Below are 4,281 nucleotides of genomic sequence, written 5' to 3'. Positions count from 1 at the left end.
CAAAGAGTTTTTTTGTGGGTGGTTTCTTGTGGGCCGTTGCTGCTAGCCCGCCCCTTGCTTTAATTTGGGAGTTGGTTTCTTTCGATGATGCCGCCGCCCAATAGCACATCGCCGTCATACCAAACAGCCGCTTGTCCGGGGGTAATGCTCAACTGCGGTTCGTCAAAAATCAACTTAACTCTTGTACCGCCGACTTTTTCCTCTGCTTGGGAGGATTCTACAGGAATAATTGTAGCGGGGACTGGTTGCGATCGATATCGAATCTGTACCTGAGCCCGAATCGGAGCCGTCGGTGCAGCCACAGAAACCCAATTCACTTTCTGGACTGTACATTCAGATTCTACTGCCAACTGGCGATCGCCCACAACTACCCGATTGCCAGCAGCATCGAGTTCAATCACGTACAGCGGTTCCGGTGCAGCAATCCCCAGTCCCTTCCGCTGGCCGATGGTGTAGTGGTGTACACCGTCATGCTGTCCGAGCACCCGCCCTGACTTGTCCACAATGTCACCCTTTTGCGGCGCAATGTACTTATCCAGAAAAGCCCGCATCGAACCGTTACTTTCCACCAAGCACAAATCCTGACTTTCCGGCTTATCAGCAGTTGTCAAGCCAAATTCTGCCGCGATTCTGCGAGTTTCTGTCTTGGTAATTTCGCCCAAAGGAAACTCCGTACCCGCCAACAAATCCTGTGTTAGATCGTACAGGAAATAAGACTGATCTTTCGCAGGGTCGATCGCCCGCAGCAACTGATAGCGACCCGTAGCAGCATCGTAAGTAATCCGAGCGTAGTGCCCTGTAGCGATTTTTTCAATTCCGAGTTCTTCGCGAGCATACTTAAGCATTGGCCCGAACTTCACAGTTTTATTGCACTGTGAACAAGGCAGAGGCGTAATTCCTGCACTGTAACCCTCCACCAAATAATCGACAATACTTGCCTGAAAGACCTCGCGGCTGTCAACAATGTGGTGGGGAACGCCCAAATCTTCGCAAATTTTAGCGGCATCGACCATTCCCTCAGAGCAGCACTGGCCTTTGCCCTTCATCAACCACAGCGTTAAACCCACCACTTCATATCCCTGATGGTGTAAAATTGCGGCTGCTGCGGAACTATCGACCCCGCCGGAGAGGCCTACAACAATCTTGTTCATGATTCTGAGAGAAATTGCTATTTTACTGTTACTTTGTTCGATCGAGCTAATTTATTATACCACAAGTATACTACAACTTGCCACTGCTGCTGTTAGCTGAAATTTTAGCATTAATATGACCATTCAAAAATTTGTTGTCACCGCCGACCAAATGCGGCAAATAGAAACGAGAATTTTTGCTGCTGGAATGCCAGTCGCAGCTTTAATGGAAAAAGTCGCGGGACTGATTGCTAGACGCATTCAGGAGCTTTTGAAAGCGGAAGGAAGTTCGGCAACTAGCAGTGTACGGGATTTAACGGATAGAAGGAAAAGGGAAGAAGGGAAAAATCTTGTTAATTCTAAATTGCCAGTTATCGGCGTATTGGTTGGGCCCGGACACAACGGCGGCGATGCTTTGGTTGTTGCCCGCGAATTGCACTTTCAAGGGTTCCAAGTAGTTATTTACTGTCCGTTTTCTAAACTAAAAGAACTCACGAAAAGTCACGCTGATTATGCGCGTTCTTTAAATATTCCATTTCTTGATAAAATTGAACTGCTGACAAACTGCGAGTTGCTCGTAGATGGTTTATTTGGATTTGGATTAGAACGAGAAATTACTAATTCCACAGCCGCCGCAATTGACGAAATAAATAATTTAAATATACCCATTTTAAGTATAGACATTCCATCGGGAATACATACAGATACCGGAGAAATTTTGGGAACGGCAATTAGGGCAAAACATACATTATGTTTGGGTTTGTGGAAAATGGCATTTCTGCAAGACAGAGCCTTAGAATATATCGGGAGTTCCGAATTAATTGATTTTGATATTCCCACAGCAGATATTGCAGCAATATTGGGCGAAACGCCAGCAATACAACGCATTACAAAAGCATCGGCAACTCAGCATTTGCTGTTACCCCGATCGCCTATTTCGCACAAATACACCAATGGTCACTTACTAATTATTGCAGGTTCCCGCCGCTACAGCGGAGCCGCAATTTTGGCAGCATTGGGAGCAAGAGCTAGCGGCATCGGAATGCTGTCAATTGCTGTTCCTGAGTCGATTAAATCGATGTTGAGCAGCCAGTTACCAGAGGCATTAGTTATAGGATGTCCCGAAACCCAAAGCGGTGCAATTAGCCAATTGCCAATAGCAATTGATTTGGACACCTATGATGCGATCGCCGCAGGCCCAGGTCTGACATTGGAAGCAGCAATCGCTGTAGAATCTGTACTGGAGAGCGATCGACCTCTAGTTTTAGATGCTGACGGTTTAAATATCCTCGCTCAACTCGGCACAGTCCCGATTTTGTCCGAACGCTGTGCACTGACAATTATCACGCCTCATCCGGGCGAATTCAAGCGTTTATTTCCCGAATTAGCCGACCAAACCGGCGATGATCGAATTGCCGCCACTCAAGCAGCGGCTGAGCTTTGCGGCGCAACGATATTGCTCAAAGGAGCCAGAGTTTGCATAAGTTGGAAGGATGAGGGCGATTCCCTACCGGATAGCTACGCTTCACGTACCATCACCTACCTCAATCCCGAAAGCACCCCAGCCCTCGCCAGAGGCGGCAGCGGCGACGTTCTCACAGGCTTGTTAGGGGGACTATTAGCAAGTGCGATCGCCCGCAAATCCCCCCCCAAATCAGTTGCTGCAACAGCAGCTTGGTGGCACGCTCAAGCCGGAATCATGGCTGCCAAAGATCGGACGGAATTAGGAGTAGATGCCTTTACTTTGACACAGTATTTAATTCCAGCTTTGCGAGAATTTGCTGAGTAAACAATCAACATGAGTTGGTAGAGTGCGTACCCCGCATCTTTGTATTGGGTAGGTGTGCACCGCGCACCTTAGCCCTTGGTTTGTATTGACAACGGAAGTCCTCATAAAGATATTACAACTTGCATTCCTTACGACTGACATCTTGGAGCAATATCAATAAGAGGATTTTTCGTGGGGTCGGGCGGGTTTATAGAACCTATTTGCAAGCTTTAAGGCTGTTGGCGAACCCGCCCCTACGGCTAATTGAGAATGCTGCAAGATCTCAGTTACGACAAACCAACGGGTAACTCAAACGAGTGACACTCACATGAGTGACACTCTAAAAAGTGACTGTGCATCCACAAATCCCACCAGTTATACCTGAAATATCAAAGACAAAAACTTAAATGTTGAGAGGAACCACATTATGTACACCGAAGAAAGAAGCTTGAACAATGAAACTATGGCTCTCGTCGCCGATACTACTGCTCAATCAAGTCTTGCATTTGCTGCAACCACTGGAGTAAACAAACCCACTTTACAAATGGGTTCAACAGGTCAAGCTGTCAAGGAACTACAACAGCTTCTATATCATTGGGCATATTATTTTGGCGCCATTGACGGTATCTTCGGCGTCCAAGTTCAAAACGCCGTCAAAGGCTATCAACACCGCGTCTTTTTAAAAGAAGATGGGATTGTCGGCCCTATCACTTGGGAAGCACTATACTCTGGTGCACCTGTGAATATGCCGATCGTCATGAAGGGCAGTTCTGGTAATGCTGTTAAAATTGTTCAGAATGTCTTGAAAATCAATGGATACTATTTCGGCTTCATTGACGGATTCTTCGGGCCGATGACAGATGTAGCCGTGCGACAATTGCAACTGAGCAAGGCTTTACCGCAAGATGGAATTGTCGGCTACAGAACTTGGCACGCCCTCAGCAAGTTACCGCACTAATGACGGGTTGGATTAATATTTATTCCGGTTGTACGAGCGAAATGATTGTTGACTGTTGACTGTTGACTGTTGACTGGGTGTTGAAAAACTGAATGGTTGAGTGTTGACTGTTTACTCGATTTTATTATTCGGATGCAACCGGAAACGATACCACTTTCAGTCATCGCCAAAAATCGGTAGCTCAATTAGGGATTTAGGCTTTGCCTAAGTCCCTAATTATCGTTAAGGGGAAGGCAGCGCGCGGGAAGGGCAATTCCCTGCGGGATAGCTTCGCTTCACGCAAATTCTGTTACCGTTCTCGGCGATGAAAAATCTTCTCAACTTTTCCGTGTTTATTTGTTACTATATCTTAGGATCGCGAATTAAATAACTTACAATTTTAATTGTTATTGTGGGATGGGCGTCCCGCCCGTCCTTTTTGGACG

At 46.7% G+C, this 4,281-nt stretch carries 3 protein-coding genes; 2 read left to right on the top strand and 1 reads right to left on the bottom strand.

The features are described from left to right. Positions 1 to 59: 59 nt before the first annotated feature. Complete coding sequence (gene mnmA / locus QT990_RS24670; RefSeq protein ID WP_333411285.1) at positions 60 to 1,151, bottom strand: tRNA 2-thiouridine(34) synthase MnmA; 1,092 nt, start codon at positions 1,149 to 1,151, stop codon at positions 60 to 62. A gap of 115 nt (positions 1,152 to 1,266) precedes the next feature. Between mnmA and QT990_RS24665 the strand changes: the two genes are divergently transcribed. Together QT990_RS24665 and QT990_RS24660 are read left to right on the top strand one after the other, a co-directional pair. Continuing rightward, positions 1,267 to 2,919, top strand: coding sequence for an NAD(P)H-hydrate dehydratase (locus QT990_RS24665; RefSeq protein WP_333465868.1), 1,653 nt, complete (start codon positions 1,267 to 1,269; stop codon positions 2,917 to 2,919). A 406-nt stretch (positions 2,920 to 3,325) separates the two neighbouring features. Then, positions 3,326 to 3,856, top strand: a complete 531-nt coding sequence (locus tag QT990_RS24660; RefSeq protein ID WP_333308674.1) for a peptidoglycan-binding protein — start codon at positions 3,326 to 3,328, stop codon at positions 3,854 to 3,856. The last annotated feature ends 425 nt before the right edge of the window (positions 3,857 to 4,281 follow it).

The sequence above is a fragment of the Microcoleus sp. T3_B1 genome (assembly GCF_036700445.1).
Classification (GTDB): domain Bacteria; phylum Cyanobacteriota; class Cyanobacteriia; order Cyanobacteriales; family Microcoleaceae; genus Microcoleus.
Note: the sequence above shows the minus strand (reverse complement) of the source record. Positions and strands in the feature narration are given on the sequence as shown.

Coding starts and splice junctions, on each gene's coding strand:
- mnmA (WP_333411285.1), bottom strand. CDS start 1,151: ATGAACAAGATTGTTGTAGGCCTCTCCGGCGGGGTCGATAGTTCCGCA.
- QT990_RS24665 (WP_333465868.1), top strand. CDS start 1,267: ATGACCATTCAAAAATTTGTTGTCACCGCCGACCAAATGCGGCAAATA.
- QT990_RS24660 (WP_333308674.1), top strand. CDS start 3,326: ATGTACACCGAAGAAAGAAGCTTGAACAATGAAACTATGGCTCTCGTC.